We start from the raw sequence: 22382 nt of genomic DNA, 5'->3' as shown, positions 1-22382 counted from the left end.
TCAGTCCTCATCGAGTACGGCGCTCAGGCGGACCCTGCGCTTGGGTGCTTCGTCCTTCGGAACAGTGCCCACGATTCCGGCGGTGTCGTCCGGAACCTCGAACACGATCAGCGGTGCGCCAACGTTGATGGTCTCACCGGGCGCCCCGTGAATACGCACCACTTTACCCGCCTGGGGGCTGGGCAATTCGAGCGCGGACTTGCTGGTTTCGAGTTCCACGATCGGCTGGTTGCGTTCCACTTGCTGGCCGGGTTCAACCAGCCAGTCGAGCACGGTTGCCTCGATAAGGCCCTCGCCGAGGTCCGGAAGCGGGAAGGAAATTTCAGCCACGGCGGTACTCCAGTACGCGTTGGATCCCAAAGAGGATGCGGTCGATGTTGGGGATGTATTCGTCCTCCAGGTCGCCGGAGGGGTACGGGACGTCGAAGCCGGTCACACGCTCCACCGGTGCCTTCAGCGTTGCGAAACAACTTTGCGTAATGAGTTGGGCGACTTCGGCGCCGAGGCCCGAGGTCAGCGGCGCTTCATGGACGACGACGGCGCGCCGCGTCTTCCCGACGGACCTCGCCAAGGCTTCGGCATCAATGGGCTTGAGCCAGCGCAGGTCAAGGACTTCAATGTCTATGCCGTCCTCGGCCGCGAGCTCGGTCACCTGGAGGCACCGGGCTACCATGGCACCCCACGCCACCAATGTGAGGTGGCGGCCTTCCCTGGCCACGCGGGCGCCGGTGAGGCTGCCGCCGTCGGGTGAGCCGCCGTCGTGCGCTGCTGTGGCAGGGACGGCGGCAGCGGAGGTGACATCCACCGGGCCCTTCTGCCAGTAGCGGGACTTCGGCTCCATGAAGATGACCGGGTCCGGCCGCGTGGCAGCGTACTTGAGCAGATGGTAGGCGTCGTGCGGGTTTGAAGGGGAAACCACCTTGAGTCCCGGTACGTGCGCGAACAATGCCTCGAGGCTTTCGCCGTGGTGCTCGGGTGCGCGGATACCGCCGAAGCTGGGCACGCGCAGGGTGATGGGCATGGGCAACGTGCCGCGACTGCGGTAGTTCATCCGGGCGATCTGGCAGACGATCTGGTTGATGGCCGGATAGGCGAAGCCATCGAACTGGACCTCGGGAATCGGGTGGAAACCGGCCATGGCCAAACCTACCGACATGCCGAGGATTCCGGACTCGGCCAAGGGCGTGTCGAACACGCGGTCCTCGCCGTGCTTGGCTTGGAGGCCGTCGGTGATGCGGAACACGCCACCGAGCCGGCCGCAGTCTTCGCCGAAGATGACAGCTTTGGGGTTTTCGGCCAGGACCTCATCGAGTGCGCGGTTGAGCGCCTGCTGCATGGACAGTTGTTCAATGCCGGCCGTTTCAGCGGCGGCGGAGGGCATTTCGGTGATCGTCTCAGACATGTTCTGACTCCTCGCGCCACGCGCTGGCTTGGGATTGAAGGGCCGGAGTTGGCTCCTGGAAGACGAGGCTGAACATTTCAGCGCCCGGGCGGGGACCCAGGTCCTGGATTCCGGTCCGGATGGCTTCTGCTTCTTCCTCTGCCCTGCGTTGGGCGTCGGCAAAGAAGGCTTCGTCTGCAACGCCGTCGGCCAGCAACCTTTGCTTGAACCGCTCCAGCGGGTCCTCTCCGGCGTCGAGTCGCTCTTCTTCCAGGGTCCGGTAACGGCCGGGATCGTCGGCGGTGGAGTGCGGCCCGCGGCGATAGGTCATGGCTTCGATCACCACGGGTCCGTTGCCGCGGCGGCAGTGGGCGAAGGCGGAGCGGGTGGCTTCGAAGACGGCGACGACGTCGTTGCCATCGACCTGCAGTGCAGGTATGCCGTATCCGGCCGCCCTTGCTGCGACGGATCCGCCGGCCACCTGGCGTTCGGTGGGCACGGAGATTGCCCAGCCGTTGTTCTGGATGAAGAACACCACAGGTGCCTTCATGACAGCGGCGAAGTTCATGGCTTCGTGGACGTCGCCCTGGGATGAGGCGCCATCGCCGAAGTACGTCATGGCTACCCCGGTTTCGCCGTCAGCGGCGGCAAGGGTCTGGCCGTGGGCCCATCCAACGGCATGCAGGACCGAGCCCGCCACCACGGCCTGGATAGGTGCGAACCTGGATTCCAGGGGGTTGTACATTCCGCCGTGCCACGTGGCCTTGTGGGTGGACATGTAACCCACCATGTCCAGGCCCATGGCCCGGGCCACGCCCATCTCCCGGTAGGTGGGGAAGACGAAGTCCCGGTTCAGGTCCACGGCGTAACCGCTGCCCACCTGGGCTGCTTCCTGCCCAAGCTCAGGCGCGTACCCGGGGATGATGCCCTGGCGTTGCCAGGCTACGGCTGAAGTGTCCAGGTGGCGGACCGCTGCCATCAGCGTGTACAGCTCGCGGAGTTGATGGTTGGAGAGCGGGGCGGCGTCGTCATCGACGGCCGCAAGCGCTGGTTGAGTCGTCATGGTTGTGACCCTAGTCACCGCATAAGCTCTTTTGCAATAAGCTCAGTGGTGACACAACACTTTGTACAAGTTGAATAAGCAAAGAAGCCCTGCGCAGTACAAACTGCGCAGGGCTTCCGGAATCTTGCTAGCAGTAGATTACCTGGCCTGGTGGTCCGGCTTTCCCGCTTTTGCCTTGGCGTTGAGGAAGCAGCCGGCGGCAATGACCAGGATGAGGATCAAGGTGCCGACCAGCTGGCCCGCGCTCTCAGGGTTGGCGAAACCCACCACGAAGATTAGGCCCAGCAAGACCAGGCCCAGGATGGTGAGGTAGGGGAAGCCCTTCATGCGAAGGGGCAATTCTGCGCCCTCGCGGTCTGCCCGGCGCCGCAGGATGAATTGGGACACCAGCGCGGTACCCCAGACAACCAGGCAGGTGGACCCTACGAGGTTCAGCAGGGCAGGCAGGATCTTCTCCGGAAAGAGCAGCTCCAGGATGGTGGCAATGAAGCCGAAGGCTACCGAGATTCCGACGGCGGCCACGGGCACCTTGGCGGTGCTCAGCTTCGACAGGAGGCGGGGCGCTTCGCCACGCTCGGACAGGGAGAAGATCATCCTGGATGCGCCGTAAAGGTTGGCGTTCAAGGCGGAGAGCAGCGCTACCACGGCAACCAGGGTGATGGCCGTTCCCGCACCGGGAATTCCTGCGATGTCGAGTACTCCGGCGAAGGGGGACTTCAGGCCCTCCGAGCCCACGGGAAGAATGGCGGCAATGACGAAAACGGAGCCGATGTAGAAGACCAGGATGCGCCAGACCACCGTGCGGATGGCCTTGCCGACGCTGTGGGCGGGATTTTCTGTTTCAGCCGCGGCGACGCTGACGATCTCGGTGCCACCGAAGGCGAAGATCACCACGAACAAGGCCGCGGCGATGCCGCCGATGCCGTTCGGCGCAAAGTCGCCGAAGGCGGAGAGCCCTGGTGAGGTGGCGTTGGGCAGCCAGCCGAACAGCAGCGCGGCGCCGATGAGCAGGAAGATCACGATGGCCGCCACCTTCAGGATGGCGAACCAGAATTCGAACTCCCCGAAGTTCCGGACGCCCACCAGGTTGATGCCCGTGAACACCACCATGAAGACCAGTGCCAGGACCCAGACCGGGATCACCGGCCAGACCGAGAAGAGCAGTCCGGCGGCACCCAGTGCTTCTGCCGCAATCACCACCACCAGCTGCAACCACCACAGCCAGCCGATGGTTCCGCCGGCGGTCTTGCCCATGGCTTTTTCGGCGTAAACGGAGAAGGCGCCGCTGTTGGGGTTCGCCGCCGCCATCTCACCCAGGGCCCACATGACGAGGATGATCAGTGTTCCCGCTACGAGGTAGGAGATGAGGACGGCCGGGCCGGCGGCCTGCACGCCGGCGCCGGAGCCCAGGAAGAGGCCTGCGCCGATCGCGCTGCCCAAGCCCATCATGGTGAGCTGGCGGGGCTTGAGTGAATGGCCGAGGCCGGATGTTGGGGCAGGAGCCGCGATGGACTTCGTTGTCATACGTGTCTACCTTCTATGGATTTCATACGGGGTGTGGCGTGCCGGCGTCTTGGGCCGGGCAGGCGCGGCGTCGACGACGCAGCAAGAGCCGTGGAATAATTCTCGCAGTTTGTAAGATACATCACTTTTTGCTTAGGCGATGTGATGAGTAGAGAACCCCGGGGACAGGAACTTTGATGCTGGTCGATGCGCTTGATGCAAGAATTGTACGTTTCTTCACTGATTCGCCGCGATCTTCCGTGCTGGAGGCCTCGCGGGTACTGAAGGTTGCCCGGGCGACGGTGCAATCCCGGATTGACCGGATGATTGAAAACGGGGTCATTGGTTCCTGGGTCCCGCAGCCCGATCCTGCCAACTTTGGCTTCCCGGTGGTGGCGTTCTGTTCGGTCACCATCACCCAGGAGATCGGCCACGACGCCATCATTGAGAGCCTCAGCGCCATTCCCGAGATCATCGAGGTCCACACGGTTACGGGGAACTCCGACCTCATGGTGCGGATCGCCGCCCGGTCCAATCCGGACATGCAGCGCGTGCTCGATGCCATGATTGCCACCAAATCCGTGGTCCGCTGTTCCTCCGTGATAGTGCTCAACAGCCATATCCAAGGCCGCACCTTGCCGCTGATGGAGGCGGCGGCGAAGGCAGTGTGACGTAAAGCATTTTGCGGACCGGGCGCAGAGTCGTACCATTAGTTCTAGTCAACATGACTTTAACTAAAGCTCCGGTTCCTGGACCGGACGGCGACGAAGCGAGGTGAACGCCGTGAACCCCAGCTCAGCAAACGTCGCCGAGAGGCGGCTCGCACCGCCGTCGTTGGCTATTTCCACGGTGATTTTCGCCCTCCGTCCCAGCGAAACATCCGGCCGTCCTACGCTGTGGCTGCCGTTGGTCCGCAGGATCCGAGAACCCTATAGGGACATGTGGGCCCTCCCGGGCGGTCCCCTTGCCCATGACGAATCGCTGCAGGACGCGGCATCACGGAACCTTCGCGAGACCACCGGACTGACGCCGCATTACCTCGAGCAGCTCTATGCCTTCGGGGGACTTCACCGCTCGCCCACGCAACGTGTGGTGTCGATCGTCTACTGGGCATTGGTGCAACCCACCGAGGCTGCGCTGGCGGACGAATCCGAGAACGTCCGGTGGTTCCGCGCAGACCGGCTGGGCGAACTCGCCTTCGATCACAACGCAATCGTGGACTACGCGCTGTGGCGGCTGCGCAACAAGATGGCCTACGGGTCCATTGCTTACCACCTGCTGGGGGAGTACTTCACCCTGGCCCAGGTCCGCGAAGTCTACGAGGCCGTGCTGGACCGGCAACTCGATCCCGCGAACTTCCGCAGACACATCAAGGCCACACCGGAAATCGAAGAAACCGGTGAATACCTCCAAGGCGGAAAACACCGCCCACCACGCCTCTACCGCTTCACCGGCACGCCCGGCCTCGGGCCAGATAACAGGAGTACACCATGAGCAGCGTCAACACTGCCGTCCAGCTGATCACCCGCGAAGAAGCCGAAAAGGGCCTCTCCCGCGCAGGGTCCACGTGCAGCCCGGCCCTGGCCAGGGGTCCCTGGGAATACGACCTTGCCGAAGCCCTCTCCGGCGAGCCCGCCTACGGCCCGGGCGCCTCCAGCAGCGACGTCGCACCCAAGGCGACGCCGCGACAAGGCCAGCTTCCGGAAGAGTACAAGAAGGCCACAGATGCCGAACTGGATGCCCGCATCCGCGCCGCCAAAGCGACTCTCGGGGACCGGGCCGTCATCCTGGGGCACTTCTACCAGCGTGACGAAGTCATCCAGTACGCGGATTTTGTGGGCGACTCCTTCCAGCTGGCCAACGCGGCCCTCACCAAGCCCGACGCCGAGGCGATCATCTTCTGCGGCGTGCACTTCATGGCCGAAACCGCCGACATCCTTTCCACCCCCGAGCAAGCGGTGATCCTGCCCAATCTCGCCGCGGGCTGCTCCATGGCAGACATGGCGGACGAAGACTCCGTTGAGGAATGCTGGGAACAGCTCGAAGAGATTTTCGGCACCGGGGTGGACGAACAGGGCAGGGTTCCCGTCATCCCCGTTACCTACATGAACTCCTCAGCAGCGCTGAAGGCCTTCTGTGGTCGCAACGGCGGCATCGTCTGCACCTCCTCCAATGCCAAGGTGGTCCTGGAATGGGCCTTCGAGCGTGGCCAGCGCGTCCTGTTCTTCCCGGATCAGCACCTGGGCCGTAACACCGCCAAGGCACTGAGCGTCCCGCTGGAACAGATGCCGATGTGGAATCCACGCAAGGAACTGGGCGGCAATGACGAGCAGACGCTCCTGGACTCCCGGGTGATTCTCTGGCATGGCTTCTGCTCGGTGCACAAGCGCTTCAACGTGGGCCAGATCGAAAAAGCCCGCCAGGACTTCCCGGGCGTCAACGTCATCGTGCACCCCGAATGCCCCATGGAAGTTGTTGACGCCGCCGATTCTGCCGGTTCCACCGACTTCATCAAGAAGGCGATTGCCGCCGCCACCGAACCCACCACGTTCGCCATCGGTACAGAGATCAACATGGTGAACCGCTTGGCTGCGGAAAACCCGCAGCACACCATCTTCTGCCTGGACCCCGTGATCTGCCCGTGCTCCACCATGTACCGCATCCACCCCGGCTACCTGGCCTGGGTGCTTGAGGAACTTGTCGAGGGCCGCATCGTCAACCGCATCACTGTGGACGACGCCGTACAGGACAACGCGAAGATTGCCCTGGAACGCATGCTGGCCGCGAAGCCCGCATAGCCGACCCGGCACATCAGACCTAGCCGAATCGAGCCCCACATGACTACAGAGAGCCTGGCTGGAAAGACCGCACATGGGCGGTTGATCGTCGTCGGAAGCGGCATCGCCGGCCTGTACTCTGCCTTGCTTGCCGCAGAGGCCGGTGCGGAAGTGGTGCTGCTGACCAAAGGCGCGCTCGCGGACAGCAACACCTACTATGCGCAGGGAGGGATCTCCGCCGTGCTGGATGAACCCGCTCCCGGTGACACCGTAGCTGCCCACATCGCCGACACCTTGCGGGCCGGCGCCGGTCATTGCAACGAAGAAGCCGTTCGGGTGCTTTGCACCGAAGCGCGGCGGGACATCGCAGGGCTCGGGCGGTTCGGTGTGCGGTTCGATCTTGACGACGACGGCGACCCTGCACTTGGACTCGAGGCAGCGCATTCGGCGCCACGGATCCTCCACGCGGGCGGCGACGCCACCGGTGCAGGAGTAGCCTCGGCCCTGATCAGGACCGTCCTGGACTTCCAGGCGCAGGGCAGGATCCAGGTGATCGGGCATGCCCAGGTCACGGACCTGATCCACCAAGCAGGCCAGGTGGCAGGCGTCAACTTCCTCCACGAGGGACGTGGGCAGAGCCTCCGTGGCGACGCCGTTCTTCTTGCCACGGGAGGCGCCGGGCAGCTGTTCGCCCAAACCACCAACCCCTCCGTGGCCACAGCCGACGGCCTGGCACTCGCGTGGCGGGCAGGAGCTGCACTGGCTGACCTCGAGTTCTTCCAGTTCCACCCCACCTGCATGGTGCCCGGTGGAGCCCCCCAAGAAGCAGACGGCGATGCACACCCCCTGCTGATTTCCGAGGCAGTCCGCGGCGAAGGCGCCATTCTTCTTGACGCCAACGGCTATCCCTTCATGCCGGACTACCATTCGGACGCGGAGCTGGCGCCGCGCGATGTGGTCTCGCGCAGCATCGCCCTGCACCTTGACACGTTGGGCGACCCCAACGGGCACGTGTTCCTCGACGCCACCGTCATTGAAGAGTCGCGCGGTGCAGGGTTCCTGGAAAAGCGCTTCCCAACCCTGAGTCGGCACACCCGCCAGGCCGGCCTCGACTGGACCAAGGACCTGGTTCCCGTGGCACCGGCGGCGCACTACTGGATGGGTGGGGTGGTAACGGACCTCCACGGCCGGACTTCGGTTCCCGGGCTGCTGGCTGCCGGTGAAGTCGCGTGCACCGGTGTGCAGGGGGCAAACCGGCTGGCCAGTAACTCCCTGCTTGAAGGACTGGTGTTCGGGCGCAGGGCTGTTGAAGGGTTCCTTGGGTCGAACGGTGAGTCGTCTGACGGAGCCCCTCTGCGTGCCGACTCGGCCGCGGGCGGCCTCGCTTTTATGCACGCTGCCGGGACCCCGGCAGGCGACAATCGCAGCGGAACCTTCAGCGAAACCGCCGCGCCAGCGGGAGCCAGCGGGTTCTCGCGGCAGGCCCTTCGGCGGCTGATGACCGCCAAGGCTGGCGTGCTCCGGAGCGGGGAGTTGTTGGCTGAGGCCGCAGAGGTCTTGGGGGAATGGGAAGAGGCTGCCGGTCCCTTGAGCGTTCCGGAGTCCCTGGATGTCCGCGTACACGAGGACGCCAACCTTCTGCTGGCCGCCCAGTTGCTCGTGAGGGCTGCCCGGGAACGGCGGGAGTCAGTGGGGGCGCATTACCGCAGCGACAGCGTGAAGGCACCAGCCGCCGTCGACGATTTTGACAAGCGTTACACCATGAGCCGGAAAGTGAGCCTCGTCCATGACTAACCTGACCCTCCCCGCAGCCCCCGTGCGGGATATTTTGGAACGGGCCTTCGCGGAGGATGCGCCCAGCGGGGACATCACGTCCCAGCTGCTCATTCCGGCTGAGGCGCAGGCCGTGGCGGTCCTCAACGCCAGGGTCCCCGGCGTGTTCAGCGGCGGAACCGTGTTCCGCGACGCCATGAAGACAGTTGATCCGGCCACCGAAGTGGAGTTGCTCCTCGCCGATGGTGAAGCTTTCGACGCCGGAACCCACCTTGCACGCGTCAGCGGCAGTGCGCGCTCGATCCTGCTGGCCGAGCGGGTGGGCCTGAACCTGGTGCAGCGCATGAGCGCGATCGCCACCAAAACCGCAGAGTTCGTCCGGCTGGTGGAAGGGACGCGGGCCCGGATCACCGATACCCGCAAGACCACCCCCGGGCTGCGGGTGCTGGAGCGCTACGCCGTCCGCTGCGGCGGGGGAGCGAACCACCGTTACAGCCTCTCCGACGCCGTGCTCGCCAAGGACAACCACCTCGCCGTCATGACCGGCGGCGACGCCGGCAAACTGACTGAGCTGCTGATCGCTGCCAAAGCCCAGCTTGGCCACACCACCCACTTCGAAGTCGAAGTGGACAGCGCAGAGCAGATCGAACCAGTGCTGGCAGCGGGCGTGGACACCATCATGCTGGACAACTTCTCCCTGGAGGAGCTGCGTGCCGGCGTCAAGCAGGTTGATGGCCGGGCCATCGTGGAAGCCAGCGGCAACGTAAACCTGGACACCGTCACCGGCATCGCCGCAGCAGGAGTGGATGTCATCTCCATCGGCGGCCTGACCCACAGCGTGAACGCCCTGGACCTTGGCCTCGACATCGAACTCACCACGGGCCGGAACTGAAAGCCGGCTCCGGTCATGATCTTCCTCGACGCCGCTGCCACCACGCCGGTCCGCCGCGAAGTGCTGGAGGCCATGTGGCCCTATCTCAGCGGCGAGTTCGGCAATCCCTCAAGCCACCACACGCTGGGTGAATCGGCAGCGGCGGCGCTCGCGGCGGCACGGTCCGGCGTCGCGAAAGTGTTCAACTGCCGCCCCGGCGAGGTCACGTTCACCTCGGGTGGCACCGAAGCGGACAACCTTGCCGTCAAAGGCATCGCATTGGCGCGGCGGGAGGCTGACCCTGCATTGAAGCGGGTGGTGATCAGCGCCGTCGAACATCCGGCGGTGGAGGAATCGGCGCGCTACCTGGAACGGGTCCACGGTTTTGTGGTGGATGTCGTGCCGGTAGACAGCGACGGTGTTGTCACTGTGGACGCGCTGCGCAGCGTCCTTCAGCCGGGGACCGCCCTGGTGAGCATCATGTACGCGAACAATGAAATCGGAACCGTGCAACCTATCGCCGACCTGGCAGAGGTTGCCCACGATGCCGGTGTTCCCTTCCACACGGACGCCGTACAGGCTGCGGGGTGGTGTCCGCTGGATGTGAAGGAGCTCGGCGTTGATGCCATGAGCATTTCAGCGCATAAATTGGGGGCGCCGAAGGGTTCCGGAGCCTTGTTCGTCAAAGGCCGGCTGCGCCTGGAACCCCTCATGCACGGAGGCGGGCAGGAGCGGGGCAAACGTTCGGGAACGGAAAACGTGGCCGGAGCCGTCGCTTTGTCCACGGCCCTGGCGCTCTCCCATGCCGAACAGCGGGAACAGGCGGACCGCGTTGCGCTCTTGCGTGAGACCTTCATTCAGCGGGTTTTGGACACCGTTCCTGACGCCATGCTGACAGGACATCGGAGCCGGCGCTTGCCGTCGGTCGCGTCCTTCTGCTTCCCGGGAACCAGCGGCGAATCGGTCCTGCTGGAACTCGAACGCCTGGGAGTCGTGTGCTCCAGCGGTTCGGCGTGTGCTGCTGGATCAGATGCGCCGTCGCCGGTTTTGGTGGCGTTGGGCATCGCTCCGGAAACCGCCCAGACGGCGGTTCGCTTCAGCTTCACTTCCACCATCACCGACAAAGAACTGGAGAGGGCCGCCGGGGCGGTGGAAACCGCCGTCGCGCGTGTCAGGAACCTCGCGGCCCCGCAAGCCGGCTGACGCCGTGCGCTGCGCCCGGTGCTCGGCGCCGGGTGCTCGGTGCCGGACGCGCCGTGTTGGACGTGCCGTGTTAGACGTGCCGCGCCCGCCGGAAAATCCAGTGACGCAGCAAGGTGAAACGGACGGCGGTGGCCACGAACCCGGACAAGGTAGTGGTCCAGAGTTCCTCGGCGACGCTGGCTTCCGGCTTGAAAAGATGCAGGACACCCAAGCTGCCACCTGTGATCAGCAACGCGATGCCTATCACGAGCACGCCGCTTAGGTGGTCCCGCGCACGCTTTTTACTGCCAGTGATCTTGAACGTCAGGCGGCGGTTAAGCGCCGTGTTCATGAGTGAGGTCAGGATCAACGCCACGGCATTGGCCAGTTGCGGGTCGATGAGTGGACGCAGCAACGCGTAGATGGCCAGCGAGCTTCCCGTACAGATAATCCCGACGCCGGTGAAGCGCAGCAGCTGCCTCACGACGGGGTATCTCAGTACGCCGCGATGCCTTTTCCGGGGTGGTTTGTGAGGAGGAGACGGCAGTAGCCCTGTGGCGTCCGCAGCTGTCTCCATGGGGTTAAGCCTGACACACTATGCCGGCAGTTCCTCCCAGGAGGCGCCGGTCACGGGGTTGCTGAGCTCGCCGATTCCTTCGATGCTGCACACCACGGTGTCGCCGGGGTGGATGCGCGCGCTTTCGGCCGGGAAGCCGGTGAGGACCAGATCGCCGGGCTGGAGAGTCATGAACGAGGTGAGGTAGACGAGGATCTCCTCGACGTTCCAGCCAAGATCGGCGGTGCTGGCCGGCTTCAAGGCGGTTCCGTTGTGAATGATCCCGATGCCCAGCCGGGGGTAGTCCACGGTGGTCACTATCCACGGGCCGGCCGGGGTGAAAGTGTCTTGGCTCTTGGCGCTGATCCACAGTTCATCGCTCTTTTGCAGGTCCCGGGCTGAAACATCGTTGCCGATGGTGAAGCCCAGGACTGCGGACCGGGCGGTTTCCAGGGTCAGGTTCCGCGCCGCACGGCCAACCACGATCGTTAGCTCCGCTTCGGGATCCACATGGCCGACGGACGTGCTGAGCTGGATGGCTTCGCCCGGGCCAATCACGCTCGAGGCCGCCTTGTGGAAGGCCTGGGGAGGCAGGTCGCGGCCGGGTTGTCCGGTGTTGTGGGCCATGCCGAAGACGTTGACCGGCACGGACGGCGCAAGGAACGTGAAGGCGTCTTCAGTGACTTCCGAACCCTTTTCCCAGCCCCCGCGCGAAGGGCTGGGCGCATTGGCCCGGGATGACGGAAACGGGGAGTCGATGACGGACCATATTTTCCCCTCCGCGGACGCGAAATCCGGGGCGTCGTTTGCTACAAAGAAGTGCTCGTCCGGTGAAGCCGGATCGAGGGGGCGGACGCGGGCGATTCGACGCGCGGGGGCTGAAGTCATGATGACATCCTACGTCCTCCGTCGGTGATGCCGCACTTGAGGCGCCCGACGCCGTCGTAATCTGCCGTGCCGTGGAGGGAACCCCACAGGCGCGGGGCTTAGAATCCCTCTCATGCGTCTGGCGATTATCGGGTTGATTCTGCTTGTAGCGGGCGGGGTAACCGTGGCCACGGGGGTCCTGCCGTGGCACGAGGTAGCGGTCCTCGTGGACCGGGTAGCTCCGATCCTGGCATTTGTCGTCGCCATGACCGTGGTAACCGAACTCGTCAGTGAAGCCGGCACCTTCCAATGGGTCGCCCGGCATTTGCGCAGATGGGGGAGGGGACGCAGCGTCCTGCTGTGGTTGCTGCTGGCGCTGTTCGCCACCTTGAGCACAATCTTCCTGTCCCTGGATACGACGGCGGTCCTCCTCACTCCCGTCGTGGTCACCGTGGCCCGGCAGGCAGGACTGCCTGTCCTGCCTTTCGCGCTGACAACTGTGTGGCTGGCCAACACAGCCAGCCTGCTGCTGCCCATCTCGAACCTCACCAACCTCCTGGCGCAGCACAACCTGGGTGGGATCACCCCGGCCCAATTCGCCCAGCTCATGTGGGCGCCCTCGCTTGCCGCCATCCTGGTGCCACTGGCCTTCATCGCCCTCGTTTTCCGGCGCGAACTGCGCAAGAGCTATGGCCTGGATGAATCCCGCCCGACGGTCGCTTCCACGGCCAAGGCCCCCGACCGCCTTCTGCTGGTGGGCAGCGCGGTGGTTCTGGTGCTGCTGCTGCCGGCGCTGGTGTCAGGAGCTGCCATCTGGATTCCGGCATCCCTCGCAGCGGCGGTCCTGGCAGTCCTGTTCGTTCTTCGGCGACCCGCGGTCCTGAAGATCACGCTGATTCCCTGGTCGCTGCTCCTGTTCACCTGTGGCCTGTTCCTGGTTGTCGAGGCCACCCAGTACCTGGGCGCATCAGCAATACTCGGTGAAGTGGCGGGCCAGGGCAGTGGCTTCATCGAACTCCTACGGCTCGCCATGACCGGTGCCCTCGGCTCAAACGTCGTCAACAACCTGCCGGCCTACCTTCTGGCCGAACCGCTGGCAGGAACCCCGGAAAGGATGGCGGCGTTGCTGGTGGGCGTCAACGCAGGTCCGTTGATTGCCCCCTGGGCGTCCTTGGCAACACTGCTGTGGCACGACAGGCTGATGCGGATGAACGTACACGTGAAATGGCAGGGCTACGCGGTGATGGGCCTGCTGGTGGCACCGCTGACCATAGTCGCCGCCATTGCGGCGCTCGCAGCCTTTGGACCAGGTGGGTTGTTCGGCTAGCCTGCGTACAGTTCGCCGACCGGCACCTCCGCAGCCAACCTGTTGGCCGGGCCTGCGAGCGGGCACGCCCAGGCCTCGTTGTAGGCGCATGAGGGGTTGTAGGCGAAGTTGAAATCGAGGGTGAACTCCTGCCCGGCGCCCGTTCCCCTCGTCCCGTGGAATGAACCTTTGATGGTGTCCAGAAGGTACCTGCCGGCACCGTAGCTGCCACCCTGTTTGCCGGCGGTCGCATCACGGAACGGGACGAAGATCCCGCCGCCGTAGCTCCGGAGCTGCCAAACAGCCAAGGAGCCAAGTCCGGGCAGTTCAAACGTGCCGATCCGGGTGAATGGCACCACTCCGTCAGTCCCGGTCTGGACATTCATTTCCTGTCCCTGGCCTTCCGGCTGGAGCACGGCATGGAACCGGTAGGCGGGGTCGTACCCGGCGGTCTGCAATCCGGAAAACGATGCCTTCATCTCCGGCGTGAGGGCAGAGGCAGGATGCGTGGCAAACATCAGGTCCCGCTCCTGGCGCCAGTACACGTGTGCATCGAAGGGATTGGTCGCTGCGAGTTGCCGGACCTTGTCATAGAGGGCGAAGGTCTTCAGACGCCAGTCAGCTATGTCTACTGCGGACATCGTGGGGATAGTGTCCTCGGATTCGTCGTGCTGAGTAGGGGCCATACCCTCAGCCTAGACCTGTGCGTGTCGCGGCACCCCCGCCGCTAGGCTGTCCTCATGACTGGCACGAGGAATCCGGGCGGCATTCCGCTCAAACTAGCCGCCGTGGCGCTTGCGGGTTCCATGGTGGTGGGCACAGCGGCATGCTCATCCGAAAACAAGGGCCCACAGGTCACCGCTACAGCGACTTCGCGGCCGAACAGTTCCGAATCGGGGACCGGGGCGCCTGAAGGCTCGACGACGCCCCCCACCACTGAGGCCAGCCGAGCGACATCTCCGGCCGGCTCGAGCGGAACGGACGTTCCTTCCGGGTCACCGACCACGGGTCCGGATCCGGCGCCCACGGCCCTGTCCTGGAAAACCTATACGGATGCCGCCAAGAGCGTCAGTTTCGAGCTTCCGAAGGACTGGATCACGCAATCCGCAGAACCTGCCGCCGGCTCGTTGGCTGGCGCCGTCAAGGTGGAAGTCAAAGATGGCGCAGGGAAATACATAGCCACCCTCCAAACAGGGTTGCCTCCGTCCGCTCCGGCTGCCTGCCCTGCGGGGCAGGGGAAGCCCTACGTGGTGATCAGCAGCACGCCCGTTGACGTACCGCACTCCGACGGGCCGGACACCATTGATCCGCGGATGGTCTTCCGCGTCATCCAGGGGTATAGGTTCTTCGGTTCCTATGGGATTACCAACATGGTGGCCGGCGTTGACGGCCAGGCGTGCGAGCTCGTCAACCGCGTACAGGGACCGGCAGGAAAAGGCGACTTCTCGTTCGGGGATGTCCTTGCCCTGCATGCCTTCGCTGCCGAGGAAAAAGTGGCGCCCGTGAAGTCTTTCGATACGCTGGACCTGGCCGCTAAATACGTGGCCCACGATTCTGAATTCGCCAACGTCCAGCGGATGCTACTGTCTCTGAAGGTCAATCCGTAGTCCTGGGGTTGGCTGATCCACACACTCGGCGGCGTTGGGGGCCGCGCGCCGCAACCCAGTCCGGAGATCAATGGAACGCAACGTTGCTGCCACGCTCGTTTTCAAGACCGCGGCCAACACCAAAGTGGCCATGGCCATTGCCGTGGCCAACAACCCAGGCTATGACCTGGTGACCGAGAACCTATCGGTCACTGTTGCGGGCGAGGAACTTCCTGTAGCCGAACTCAGCGACCACCATGGTGGACGGTTCCACTATCTTGAGTTCGCCGAGCCCAGCGAAGTAACGGTGGACTACCGGGCAAGTGTCCACGGCTATGCCGTTCCCGATACGTCCACTCCCATGGAGCTCATCCGGTATGTCAGGCCAAGCCGTTACGCGGAGTCGGACAGGCTGCTGCCCACCTCCTATGCCGAGTTCGGCGGCCTGCAGGGTGCCGAACTGCTCCACGCAGTTCGTGACTGGGTCCACGGAGAGCTCCGCTACGTCAGTGGCTCGTCGCGGGGGACGGATGGAGCCGTGGAAACCCTGCTGCACCGCAAGGGTGTGTGCAGGGACTTTGCCCACCTCGCCATTGCCTTGTTGCGCTCCAAGGATGTGCCTGCGCGCCTTGCTGCCGTCTACGCCCCCGGCCTGAGCCCCATGGATTTCCATGCGGTGGCCGAAGCCTATGTTGACGGGTCCTGGCGGATCATTGATCCCACTGGCCTGGCGCCGCGTGAATCCATGCTCCGCATCACCGCCGGGCGTGACTCCTCGGACACTGCATTTCTTTCCACGGTGGGTGGAAGTCTCTCGCTGAAGACCCTGAAGGTCAGCGCTTCCATCAACGGAGAGCTCCCGGTGGAGAACCACCGGGAGCTCGTCAGCCTGCGCTAGTGTCCGGCCACTGAGGCTCGGAGCTTCTCGGTCAACCGCAAGAGTTCGCGCTGTTCATCGGCCGTGAGAGCGGGCGCCACCAGGGTTGCGATGTCGCGCACGTGTTCGCGCCCGATGGTTTTTTGAAGTTCCCGTCCCGCCTCGGTGAGGGCCAGCAGGACCCCGCGGCCGTCGTCGGGGGCGGTGGTCCGCTCCACGAGTCCGCGCTTCTCCAAGCGGTCCACCAAGCGGCTCAAGCTGGACTGGCTCAGCAGCACTTTGTCGTTGATCTCGTTCAGGCGCAGTTGGCCTGACGGGCAGCGCGAGAGCGTGAACAGGACGTCGTATTCCTTCACGGGCAGGGTCTTGAAGGCCGGTCCGGACTGCAGCTTCCGCATCACCGCCACCTGGGAGCGGAACAAGGACTCCCAGGTTTCGGCGGCGAGGCGGACGGCAGAGGACCCCGAAGGGGCGGGCATCAGGCGTCCTGGCGCGCTGCACCGGCGGTAGCCGATTCGGTGACCTTGGCTTCCAGGGCGGCTGCCACGCGGGAGGCGTGGGTGGGCGCATCCGGCACGTGTGCGGGCTTCATGGCGGCGTACTCCTTGCGCAGGACCGGCAGGACTTCCTCGCCAAAGAGGTCCAGTTGCTCCAAGACGGTCTTCAGGGGAAGACCGGCGTGGTCGATCAGGAACAACTGGCGCTGGTAGTCGCCGAACGCTTCACGGAAGGTCAGGGTCTTCTCGATGACTTCCTGCGGGCTGCCGACGGTCAGGGGCGTTTGCGACGTGAAGTCCTCCAGCGACGGGCCGTGTCCGTAAACCGGGGCGTTGTCGAAGTACGGACGGAATTCCTTGACGGCGTCCTGGGAGTTCTTCCTCATGAAGAACTGGCCGCCGAGGCCAACGATCGCCTGGTCTGCCTTGCCGTGGCCGTAGTGCTCGTAGCGCTCACGGTACAGGCCGATCAACTGCTGGTAGTGCTCCTTCGGCCAGAAGATGTTGTTGGCGAAGAAGCCATCGCCGTAGTAAGCAGCAACCTCCGCGATCTGGGGAGTGCGGATGGAGCCGTGCCAGACGAAGGGAGCGACGTCGTCGAGCGGCCGCGGCGTCGAAGTGAAGTTCTGCAGCGGGGTACGGAACTTGCCGGACCAGTTGACAGTGTCCTCATCCCAGAGCTTGCGGAGCAGGCTGTAGTTCTCGATCGCGAGTTCGATGCCGTCCTGGATGTTCTTGCCGAACCAGGGGTACACGGGCGCCGTATTGCCGCGACCGAGCACGAGGTCCACGCGACCATCGGAGAGGTGCTGCAGCATGGCGAAGTCTTCTGCGATCTTCACGGGGTCGTTGGTGGTGATCAGTGTGGTCGCAGTGGACAGCGTGATGCGCTCTGTCTGGGCAGCGATGTAAGCCAACGTGGTGGTGGGGGAGGAGGAGAAGAACGGGCGGTTGTGGTGCTCGCCCAGGGCGTAGACATCCATGCCGATTTCTTCGACCTTCTTGGCGATGGCAACGGACGCCTTGATGCGCTCGTTTTCGGTGGGCGTGCGGCCCGTTGTGGGGTCAGTCGTGATGTCGCTGACGCTGAATACGCCGATCTGCATGATGTGCCTTTCTCCCTGCCCGTGGTCCCGGGCTCTGTAAACAGTGTACCTCAAACTAGATGCATTTGCATGTATCAGTGCCTGTAACAGGACAGGGCCGGGAATTGTTCCCGGCCCTGCTTGGGTGATTGTCGGGGAGTTACTCCCCGGGATTGTGGGCCGCGCGGCGGCCCTTGACCCGGGGGATCATGCCCGTGGTCCAGTCCTGGAACTCGTCTGCACCACTGCCGCCCTGGCCATTGCTTCCCTGGCTGTTGCTTCCGGGTGCCGGAGTTGGCTTCTCCTGCAGATCACGCAGCAATTGCTTCTTCTCCCTGCGTCCTTCCACCAGTTTGTACAGGACAGGGACCAGCACCAGGGTCAGGGCCGTTGAAGAGACAAGACCGCCAATGACGACGATGGCCAAAGGTTGCGAGATAAAGCCCCCACCGCCTGTCAGGCCCAGCGCCATCGGAGTCAAAGCGAAAACAGTTGCCAGCGCCGTCATCAGGATGGGGCGGAGACGTTGCCGGGCGCCATGGGTGATGGCGTCAGCGACGTTCATGCCGGGGCGGCCGTCATGCGGTTTCCGGTATTGATTGATGAGGTCGATCAGGACAATCGCGTTGGTCACCACGATGCCCACCAACATCAGCATGCCGATCAGAGACGGCAGGCCCAACGGCACACCTGTCAGCAACAGGAGGCCGATGGCGCCTGTGGCCGCGAACGGCACGGAGACCAGCAGGATCAGGGGCTGGATGAGTGACTTGAATGCCGCCACCATGATCACGTAGACAATGGCAATCGCCGCCAGAAGCGCCAGGCCCAGTTGGCGGAAAGACTCCGCCTGCTGGGTGGTGGCGCCGCCGATGGTGGCGGTGACTCCGGCGGGCAGCTCTACCTTGGCGAGCCGCTCCTGCACGGCGGTGCTGACGCTGCCGAGGTTGGATCCCGACGGCGTGACGGTCACCCGCGCGGTCCGCTGGCCGTTGCTGCTGGTGATGGATACCGGCGTGTCCACTTGTTCGACGGCGGCGATGGTCTCGAGCGCGACGCCTCCGCGGGCCGTGGGGAGCTGGAGCGCCCGAACGGCGGCAAGGCTGGTGAACCGGGTCCCTTGGCCGATCTGGACCGGGTAGTCATCCGTGTCGATCCGGACTGTGCCGGCAGGGATGGGGCTGACCGTGGAGGCCAGGAACGCACCCACTTGTTCCTCGGTCAAACCCGCAGCCACGGCCTTGGCACGGTCAACCCGGACCTGGACCACGGACTGTGTGGATGCCAGGTTGGTTGAGACTTCCGTGCTGCCGGGAACACCCTCCATGGCCTTGACCATGGCATCACTGGCCGTCTTCAGGTCAGCGGAGTTGGCAGCCTTGATGGTGATATCCACTGTGGAGGACGTCCCGAAGCCGCCTTGCTGGGAGCCAACGGTGATCTTGCCTGCCGCCCCGGCCAGCTTGTTCCGGACTTCCTCCTGGAGCTTGCCCTGGTTGACTTTCTCGTCGGTGACGATCGTGAACGTCGAGTTCGATGAACCCGTCGATGTCAGGGCAGCGAAGCCGGTCTGGGCGTTGCCGGAGGTTACCTGCACATCCTTGATGCCCTCGATGCCCTTGAGGGCATCCTCAACCTTCGTGGCCTCTTCACTGGTTGCCTGCAGGCTGGTGCCGGCCGGCAGGACCTGCCGGACCGTCATGCTGTTCTCCCCGGAGCGGCCCAGCAGGTCCGTGGCCAGCAACGGTGACACGGCGATGGTCGCCACCAGGATCAGGGCTGCGGCGGACAAGGTGATGACAGGGTGCTTCTGGGTCTTTGTCAGGATCGGAAGGTAACCGCGCTGGAGCCGGCTCCGCTGCTCGGCTTCACGTGCTTTCTCCGCCGTTTCCTTACCGGAGCCTTCCGTATCGGAGTTAGCGGCCTCGGCGCCCTTCCTGGGCGACGACAGGAACCAGTAAGCCAGTACGGGGACGATGGTCAGGGAAACCAGGAGCGAGGACAACAAAGCTATGGTCACGGTCAGCGCGAAGGGGCGGAATAACTCACCGGCGAGATCGCCCACGAACGCAATCGGAAGGAACACTGCAACCGTCGTCAGCGTCGACGCCGTAATGGCCCCCGCCACCTCGCGGATCGATGTCAGGATGGCCGTGAGCTTGTGTTCGCCGTAGCTCAAGTGCCGTTTGATGTTCTCGATCACCACGATTGAGTCATCCACCACACGCCCGATGGCAATGGTGAGGGCGCCCAGCGTGAGGATGTTCAGTGAGTACCCGGTGGCAGAGATGCCAATGAAAGTTATCAGCAGGGACAGCGGAATGGACACTGCCGTGACCAAGGTCGAGCGGACGGACATCAGGAACACCAGGATGACCGCCACGGCAAAGCCAAGGCCCAGGAGCCCTTCAGTGGTGAGGTCCTTGATGGATTTCTCAATGAACGGGGCCTGGTCAAAAACAGGAGTGAAGGTGGCGTTGTTCCCCAGTTCCTCTTCCATCGTCCCGATGGCGTCACGGACAGCATGGGAGATCGCCACAGTATCGCCCTCGGGCTTCTTCGTGACGGACAGGGCCAACGTCGGCTTGCCGTTGGTTCGCGTAATTGATGTGGCGGCGTCGTCTTCGATGCTGACGTCTGCTACGGCACCGATGGTGGTGGCTTTGCTGGTTCCTGCCAGCGGAAGTCCCTTGATGACGTCCAGGGAGTCCACAGGACTGCCGAGTTGGAGGGAGAGCGTTTTGCCCTGGTCCTCGATGGTGCCGACGGGAACCAGGGTCCCGTTGTTCTTCAGCGCGCTGCTGATGGCTTGGACCGAGGCTCCCGTTGAGGCGAGATCGGCCTGGCGGGGCTGGATCAGGATGTGCTGGCTGGCGCCGCCAGTCACGTCGGCCCCCCGGACGCCGTCGATCTTCTGGAGGCGGGGCACGCTGAGCCTGAGCAGGTCCGCGTTGAGTTCACTCAACGGTTTGTCGGACGAAACGGCCAGGTAGACGATCGGGAAGTCGCTGATGTTGCCCGCGATGGACTGGGGCTCCACGTTGGCGGGCAGCACTCGCTTGGCGTTGGAAATGGCCCGGTCGATCTGGTTGCGTGCGCGATCGAGATTAGAGCCATAGGTGAACACCATGGTGATCTGCGAGACGCCGTTGCGTGAGGTGGACGAGGTTGATTCAAGTCCTTCGACGCTGTTCAGCGCAGTTTCAAGGGGCTGGCTCAGCTGCTTGTCCACCACCTCCGGCGAAGCGCCTGGCATGGAGGTGACAACTGTGATCTGCGGGAACTCGATGGACGGGATGAGTTCCTGCTTCAGCGACCCCATGGTGATCACGCCGAACACCGCCGCAAAGACGGTGATCAGCGCGATCAGGGCCCGGTTGCCCAGGGAAAGCTTGGCCAGGCGGAACATTGCATCGACTCCTGTGGTCTACGAAACGATTCGTCTGACGGGAACCGGCCGCAGCCCCGGGGTGTGGCCTAGCCCTGGACGGCGTTGGCCACTTCCAATTGCAGGGACCTGGCTGTGCTGGCCTCCAGTTCGGCGGCAAGGTCCGGGTTCTCATTGAGCTTGACGCCGTAGCCCGGCATCATGTCCTTGAGCTTGGACTGCCATCCCTTGAAGTTCTTGGGGAAGGACTTCTGCAGGAGTTCGATCATGATCGGCACAGCCGTGGACGCTCCAGGCGATGCACCGAGGAGGGCGCCGATGGAGCCGTCGCGGGAGGCGATGACCTCGGTGCCGAACTGCAGGACACCACCCTTCTGGGGATGCTTCTTGATGATCTGTACACGCTGGCCGGCAGTGATCAGTTCCCAGTTGCTGCCGACGGCCTCGGGGTAGTACTCGCGCAGCGATTCCACCTTGGCTTCGTGCCGCTTGGCAACCTCCTTGATGAGGTAGGCCGTGAGATCCATGTTGTCCTTGGCCACTGCCAGCATGGGGATGATGTTCCCCGGGCGGATGGACAGGGGAAGGTCAAGGTAGCTGGAAGTCTTCAGGAAGTTGGTGGAGAAGCCGGCGTAAGGACCGAACAGGAGGGAACGCTTTCCGTCCACAAAGCGGGTGTCCAGGTGGGGTACGGACATCGGGGGAGCGCCGACCGAGGCCTGGCCGTAGACCTTGGCACTGTGCTGGGAGGTGATGGCATCATCGGTGCAGCGGAAGAACTGTCCCGATACGGGGAATCCGCCGTAGCCCTTGCTTTCCGGGATGCCGGAGGCCTGCAGCAGGTGGAGCGCACCGCCGCCGGCGCCAACGAAGACAAAGTTGGCGTGGATACGGCCGTGCTCGCCGGACTTGGCATGCTTGATGGACAGATCCCAGCCGCCGCCTGCTGCGCGGTTGATGTTGGTGACGTCGTGGCCGTAGTTGACCTCGGCGCCGCTGCCCTGCAGGTAACCGGTCAGCTCGCGGGTGAGGGCGCCGAAATCGACGTCGGTGCCTTCCGCTGCGCGGGTGGCGGCGACACGCTGCTTGCGGTCACGGCCCTTGACGATCAGGGGTGCCCACTTGGCGATTTGGTCCTGGTCCTCGGTGTACTCCATGCTGCGGAACAGCGTGTTGGGCTTGAGGGCCTCGTAGCGGGTCTTGAGGAATTTCGCGTGGTCCTCGCCAATGACGAAGCTCATGTGCGGAACGGTGTTGATGAAGCCCTTGGGCGATCCGATCACCTTGCTGTCCACCAAGTGGGACCAGAACTGGCGTGAGAGCTGGAACTGCTCGTTGATGTGGAGGGCCTTGGAAGGATCCACGGAACCGTCCTTGGCTGCCGGTGAGTAGTTAAGCTCACACAGGGCAGCGTGTCCGGTGCCGGCGTTGTTCCACGGTCCAGAGCTCTCGAGCCCCGCTTCGTCGAGTCGTTCGAACAGGGAGATGGTCCAGGTGGGTTCAAGTTGCTTGATGAACGCACCGAGGGTGGCACTCATGATTCCGCCGCCAATAAGGACGACGTCGGCATGTTGAGTCTTGGAAATGAAGGTCACGATCAATCTCCGTTAGCGGCGGCACTGGCTGTCACAGAATATCCCCGTGCAGACCCAATACTGAAATTGTGGGGA

20 protein-coding genes are annotated in these 22382 nt (G+C 63.9%); 9 read left to right on the top strand and 11 right to left on the bottom strand.

Features of this window, described 5'->3' with window-relative positions; all coding sequences use genetic code 11:
• From JMY29_RS12105 to JMY29_RS12090, 4 genes are all read right to left on the bottom strand, one after another.
• Positions 1–330: a biotin/lipoyl-containing protein gene (locus tag JMY29_RS12105; protein WP_018776287.1), complete on the bottom strand. Its 330-nt coding sequence runs from the start codon at positions 328–330 to the stop codon at positions 1–3.
• Positions 323–1402, bottom strand: coding sequence for an alpha-ketoacid dehydrogenase subunit beta (locus JMY29_RS12100; protein WP_189076828.1), 1080 nt, complete (start codon positions 1400–1402; stop codon positions 323–325). Before JMY29_RS12100 ends, JMY29_RS12105 begins: the two co-directional genes overlap by 8 nt.
• Positions 1395–2444, bottom strand: coding sequence for a thiamine pyrophosphate-dependent enzyme (locus JMY29_RS12095; RefSeq protein ID WP_079580513.1), 1050 nt, complete (start codon positions 2442–2444; stop codon positions 1395–1397). Before JMY29_RS12095 ends, JMY29_RS12100 begins: the two co-directional genes overlap by 8 nt.
• Before the next feature lie 138 nt (positions 2445–2582).
• Positions 2583–3968: an amino acid permease gene (locus JMY29_RS12090; RefSeq protein WP_189076829.1), complete on the bottom strand. Its 1386-nt coding sequence runs from the start codon at positions 3966–3968 to the stop codon at positions 2583–2585.
• Positions 3969–4144: 176 nt separating this feature from the next.
• Here JMY29_RS12090 and JMY29_RS12085 point away from each other — a divergent pair, with 176 nt between their 5' ends.
• The 6 genes from JMY29_RS12085 to JMY29_RS12060 all read left to right on the top strand — a co-directional run bounded on the left by JMY29_RS12085 (position 4145) and on the right by JMY29_RS12060 (position 10571).
• On the top strand, positions 4145–4618 hold the full coding sequence (locus tag JMY29_RS12085; protein WP_018776283.1) for an Lrp/AsnC family transcriptional regulator: 474 nt from the start codon (positions 4145–4147) through the stop codon (positions 4616–4618).
• 103 nt (positions 4619–4721) lie between these two features.
• Positions 4722–5441: an NUDIX hydrolase gene (locus tag JMY29_RS12080; RefSeq protein WP_189076830.1), complete on the top strand. Its 720-nt coding sequence runs from the start codon at positions 4722–4724 to the stop codon at positions 5439–5441.
• Complete coding sequence (gene nadA, locus JMY29_RS12075; RefSeq protein ID WP_189076831.1) at positions 5438–6745, top strand: quinolinate synthase NadA; 1308 nt, start codon at positions 5438–5440, stop codon at positions 6743–6745. The genes JMY29_RS12080 and nadA overlap by 4 nt, the downstream gene beginning before the upstream one ends.
• A gap of 39 nt (positions 6746–6784) precedes the next feature.
• The gene (locus tag JMY29_RS12070; RefSeq protein ID WP_189076832.1) at positions 6785–8518 is read left to right on the top strand and encodes an L-aspartate oxidase; all 1734 of its coding nucleotides are present in this window, start codon (positions 6785–6787) and stop codon (positions 8516–8518) included.
• Complete coding sequence (nadC, locus tag JMY29_RS12065) at positions 8511–9389, top strand: carboxylating nicotinate-nucleotide diphosphorylase (RefSeq protein WP_189076833.1); 879 nt, start codon at positions 8511–8513, stop codon at positions 9387–9389. Before JMY29_RS12070 ends, nadC begins: the two co-directional genes overlap by 8 nt.
• Positions 9390–9404: 15 nt before the next feature.
• Complete coding sequence (locus JMY29_RS12060) at positions 9405–10571, top strand: cysteine desulfurase family protein (RefSeq protein ID WP_189076834.1); 1167 nt, start codon at positions 9405–9407, stop codon at positions 10569–10571.
• Between the two features lie 70 nt (positions 10572–10641).
• Here the strand turns inward: JMY29_RS12060 and JMY29_RS12055 are convergent, their stop codons facing one another.
• Both JMY29_RS12055 and JMY29_RS12050 read right to left on the bottom strand, forming a co-directional pair.
• Positions 10642–11127: a GtrA family protein gene (locus tag JMY29_RS12055; protein ID WP_026266912.1), complete on the bottom strand. Its 486-nt coding sequence runs from the start codon at positions 11125–11127 to the stop codon at positions 10642–10644.
• A gap of 18 nt (positions 11128–11145) precedes the next feature.
• Positions 11146–11994, bottom strand: coding sequence for a fumarylacetoacetate hydrolase family protein (locus JMY29_RS12050; protein WP_189076835.1), 849 nt, complete (start codon positions 11992–11994; stop codon positions 11146–11148).
• A 112-nt stretch (positions 11995–12106) separates the two neighbouring features.
• On the opposite strand from JMY29_RS12050, the gene JMY29_RS12045 reads away from it, so the two are divergent.
• Positions 12107–13300: an SLC13 family permease gene (locus tag JMY29_RS12045; protein WP_064721765.1), complete on the top strand. Its 1194-nt coding sequence runs from the start codon at positions 12107–12109 to the stop codon at positions 13298–13300.
• Here JMY29_RS12045 and JMY29_RS12040 read toward each other — a convergent pair.
• Positions 13297–13965: a DUF1684 domain-containing protein gene (locus JMY29_RS12040; RefSeq protein ID WP_189076836.1), complete on the bottom strand. Its 669-nt coding sequence runs from the start codon at positions 13963–13965 to the stop codon at positions 13297–13299. The two genes, JMY29_RS12045 and JMY29_RS12040, sit on opposite strands and share 4 nt — an antisense overlap.
• 54 nt (positions 13966–14019) lie before the next feature.
• Between JMY29_RS12040 and JMY29_RS12035 the strand changes: the two genes are divergently transcribed.
• Both JMY29_RS12035 and JMY29_RS12030 read left to right on the top strand, forming a co-directional pair.
• A complete protein-coding gene (locus tag JMY29_RS12035; protein ID WP_189076837.1) occupies positions 14020–14886 on the top strand; it encodes a hypothetical protein in 867 nt (288 codons plus the stop codon).
• Between the two features lie 70 nt (positions 14887–14956).
• Positions 14957–15763, top strand: coding sequence for a transglutaminase-like domain-containing protein (locus JMY29_RS12030; RefSeq protein WP_055972202.1), 807 nt, complete (start codon positions 14957–14959; stop codon positions 15761–15763).
• Here JMY29_RS12030 and JMY29_RS12025 read toward each other — a convergent pair.
• From JMY29_RS12025 to JMY29_RS12010, 4 genes are all read right to left on the bottom strand, one after another.
• The gene (locus JMY29_RS12025) at positions 15760–16221 is read right to left on the bottom strand and encodes a MarR family winged helix-turn-helix transcriptional regulator (protein ID WP_018776271.1); all 462 of its coding nucleotides are present in this window, start codon (positions 16219–16221) and stop codon (positions 15760–15762) included. The genes JMY29_RS12030 and JMY29_RS12025 overlap by 4 nt on opposite strands.
• Positions 16221–17345 (bottom strand): LLM class flavin-dependent oxidoreductase, encoded by a 1125-nt coding sequence (locus tag JMY29_RS12020; RefSeq protein WP_189076838.1) that lies wholly within the window; start codon positions 17343–17345, stop codon positions 16221–16223. The genes JMY29_RS12025 and JMY29_RS12020 overlap by 1 nt, the downstream gene beginning before the upstream one ends.
• Positions 17346–17484: 139 nt before the next feature.
• Positions 17485–20733, bottom strand: a complete 3249-nt coding sequence (locus tag JMY29_RS12015; protein ID WP_189076839.1) for an efflux RND transporter permease subunit — start codon at positions 20731–20733, stop codon at positions 17485–17487.
• Positions 20734–20801: 68 nt separating this feature from the next.
• Complete coding sequence (locus JMY29_RS12010; protein WP_018776268.1) at positions 20802–22307, bottom strand: malate:quinone oxidoreductase; 1506 nt, start codon at positions 22305–22307, stop codon at positions 20802–20804.
• Positions 22308–22382: the final 75 nt, after the last annotated feature.

It is taken from the genome of Paenarthrobacter nicotinovorans (assembly GCF_021919345.1).
Taxonomy (GTDB): domain Bacteria; phylum Actinomycetota; class Actinomycetes; order Actinomycetales; family Micrococcaceae; genus Arthrobacter; species Arthrobacter nicotinovorans.
Note: the sequence above shows the minus strand (reverse complement) of the source record. Positions and strands in the feature narration are given on the sequence as shown.